4 protein-coding genes are annotated in these 2,893 nt (G+C 63.1%); all 4 read right to left on the bottom strand.

Features of this window, described 5'->3' with window-relative positions; all coding sequences use genetic code 11:
* The coding region (locus tag UIA24_RS22800; protein ID WP_330524012.1) for a 2Fe-2S iron-sulfur cluster-binding protein at positions 1-575 on the bottom strand (575 nt) is incomplete at its 3' end.
* Entirely contained in the window at positions 572-901 is a 330-nt protein-coding gene (locus tag UIA24_RS22795; RefSeq protein ID WP_099773991.1) for a sarcosine oxidase subunit delta, read from the bottom strand. The genes UIA24_RS22800 and UIA24_RS22795, both read right to left, overlap by 4 nt.
* 15 nt (positions 902-916) lie before the next feature.
* On the bottom strand, positions 917-2,167 hold the full coding sequence (locus tag UIA24_RS22790) for a sarcosine oxidase subunit beta family protein (RefSeq protein WP_099773990.1): 1,251 nt from the start codon (positions 2,165-2,167) through the stop codon (positions 917-919).
* 21 nt (positions 2,168-2,188) lie between these two features.
* On the bottom strand, positions 2,189-2,893 hold a 705-nt coding region (locus UIA24_RS22785; protein ID WP_330524011.1), incomplete at its 5' end, for a serine hydroxymethyltransferase.

Genomic DNA, 2,893 nt, shown 5'->3' with positions numbered 1-2,893 from the left:
CTGCGGCCAGCCGCCAAGGCAGCGGCCAGGCCAGCCGGGCCGCCGCCAACCACCAGCACGTCACAGTGCTGGTTCATGTAATCGTAGGTGTCCGGGTCGTTTTCCAGCGGCGAACGGCCCAGGCCAGCCGCTTTGCGGATGTACTTCTCGTAGGTCATCCAGAACGACTGCGGGTACATGAAGGTCTTGTAGTAGAAGCCCGGTGGCATCAGCTTGCCGCCGACCTTGCCCAGGATCCCCATCACGTCGTTGTTCACGCTCGGCCAGCCATTGGTGCTGGTGGCCACCAGGCCGGCATACAGTGCCTGCTGGGTAGCGCGCACGTTCGGCACCTGGGTGGCTTCGGTGGCGCCGATCTGCAGGATCGCGTTCGGCTCTTCGGCACCGGCGGCGATGATCCCGCGAGGGCGCGAGTACTTGAAGCTGCGCCCGACGATGTCCACGCCGTTGGCCAGCAACGCGGCCGCCAGGGTGTCACCGGCATAGCCCTGATAGCTCTGGCCGTTGAAGGTGAAGTTCAAGACTTTGCTGCGGTCGATACGACCGCCGTTGGACAGGCGATTGACCTGGCTCATACCTTTTCTCCCTGACCACTGACTGCCAACTGCGGGCTGGTGTTTTTGCCGGTCACTTGTGGCTTGGCGCCAATTGGATAGGTTTCCAGAATTTCGTAGGTCACCGTGTCACGGGTGGCATTGAAGTACTGGCGGCAACCGGCGGCGTGAATCCACAGTTCGTGGTGCAGGCCGCGTGGGTTGTCGCGGAAGAACATGTAGGTGCCCCATTCCTCATCGGTGCAGGCATCCGGGTCGAGCGGGCGCGGGATGTGCGCCTGGCCAGCGGCGTGGAATTCCTCTTCGGAGCGCAGCTCGCCACAGTGGGGACAGAAGATGTGCAACATGGTCAGGTTCTCCTGTTAGTGGGCGACAGCGGCAGCGCCGTGTTCGTCGATCAGTGCGCCGTTGTAGAAACGGTCGATGGAAAAAGGCGCAGCCAGCGGGTGCATTTCACCCTTGGCCAGGCTGGCGGCAAAGACGTTGCCTGAACCCGGCGTGGCCTTGAAGCCACCGGTGCCCCAACCGCAGTTGAAGAACAGGTTCTTGACCGGGGTCTTGGAAATGATCGGGCAGGCGTCCGGCGAGGTATCGACGATGCCGCCCCACTGCCGGTTCATGCGCACACGGGACAGGATCGGGAACATCTCGACGATGGCCTGCAGGGTGTGTTCGATCACCGGGTACGAGCCGCGCTGGCCGTAGCCAACCCAACCGTCGATACCGGCGCCGATCACCAGGTCGCCCTTGTCCGACTGGCTGATGTAGCCGTGCACGGCGTTGGACATGATCACACTGTCGATGATCGGTTTGATCGGCTCGGACACCAGTGCTTGCAGCGGGTGCGACTCCAGCGGCAGGCGGAAGCCGGCGAGCTTGGCCATGTGCCCGGAGTTGCCGGCAGTGACCACACCGACCCGCTTGGCGCCAATGAAGCCCTTGCTGGTTTCAACCCCGATGACCACGCCATTTTCCTTACGGAAACCGGTGACTTCGGTTTGCTGAATCAGGTCCACGCCCAAGGCATCGGCAGCGCGGGCAAAGCCCCAGGCCACGGCGTCGTGACGGGCAACCCCGCCGCGGCGCTGCACGGTGGCACCGATGATCGGGTAGCGGGTGTTTTTCGAGCAGTCCAGGTACGGAATCTCGTCGGCCACTTGCTGGGCGTTGAGCAGTTCGCCGTCCACACCGTTGAGCCGGTTGGCACTGACCCGACGCTCCGAATCACGCATGTCCTGCAGGGTGTGGCACAGGTTGTAGACGCCGCGCTGGGAGAACATCACGTTGTAGTTGATGTCTTGCGACAGGCCTTCCCAGAGTTTCATGGCGTGTTCGTAGAGGTGCGCCGACTCGTCCCACAGGTAGTTGGAACGCACGATGGTGGTGTTACGGGCGGTGTTGCCACCGCCCAACCAGCCCTTCTCGACCACCGCAACATTGGTGATGCCGTGTTCTTTGGCCAGGTAGTAGGCCGTGGCCAGGCCATGCCCGCCGCCGCCGACGATCACCACGTCGTAGACCTTTTTCGGGGTCGGCGTGCGCCACATGCGCTGCCAGTTTTCATGGTGGCTCAGCGAGTGCTTGAAAAGGCCGAAGCCCGAGTAGCGTTGCATAGTCAGTTACTCCTCAACCACTCAGCGGTAAACCGGAAAGTCTGCACACAGTGCCGACACGTTTTTCGCCACATCGGCCTCGACATCGGCATCGCCAAGGTTGTCGAGAATGTCGCAGATCCAGCCGGCCAGTGCGGTGCACTGGCTGACCTTGAAGCCGCGCGTGGTCACCGCCGGGGTGCCAATGCGCAGGCCGGACGTGACGAACGGCGACTGCGGGTCATTCGGTACGGCGTTCTTGTTCACCGTGATATGGGCACGGCCCAGGGCCGCATCGGCCTCTTTGCCGGTCAGGCCCTGACGGATCAGGCTGACCAGGAACAGGTGGTTATCGGTGCCGCCGGACACTACATCGTAGCCGCGGTCGATGAACACGCCAGCCATGGCCTGGGCGTTGTCGATCACTTGCTGCTGATACGCCTTGAAGCTGGGTTCCAGGGCTTCCTTGAAGCACACGGCCTTGGCCGCGATGACGTGCATCAGCGGCCCGCCCTGGCCGCCGGGGAACACCGCAGCGTTGAGTTTCTTTTCCAGTTCTTCGTTGGCCTTGGCCAGAATCAGGCCGCCCCGTGGGCCGCGCAGGGTCTTGTGGGTAGTGGTGGTGACCACGTCGGCGTACGGCAGCGGGTTCGGGTACAGCCCGGCCGCGACCAGGCCGGCCACGTGCGCCATGTCGACGAACAGGTAAGCGCCCACTTTGTCAGCGATCTGACGGAAGCGTGGGAA

Source organism: Pseudomonas sp. AL 58, from assembly GCF_036348395.1.
GTDB lineage: Bacteria > Pseudomonadota > Gammaproteobacteria > Pseudomonadales > Pseudomonadaceae > Aquipseudomonas > Aquipseudomonas defluvii.
Note: the sequence above shows the minus strand (reverse complement) of the source record. Positions and strands in the feature narration are given on the sequence as shown.

Excerpts from the sequence above, each read along its gene's own strand:
- UIA24_RS22795 (WP_099773991.1), bottom strand. The coding sequence starts at position 901 with ATGTTGCACATCTTCTGTCCCCACTGTGGCGAGCTGCGCTCCGAAGAG.
- UIA24_RS22790 (WP_099773990.1), bottom strand. The coding sequence starts at position 2,167 with ATGCAACGCTACTCGGGCTTCGGCCTTTTCAAGCACTCGCTGAGCCAC.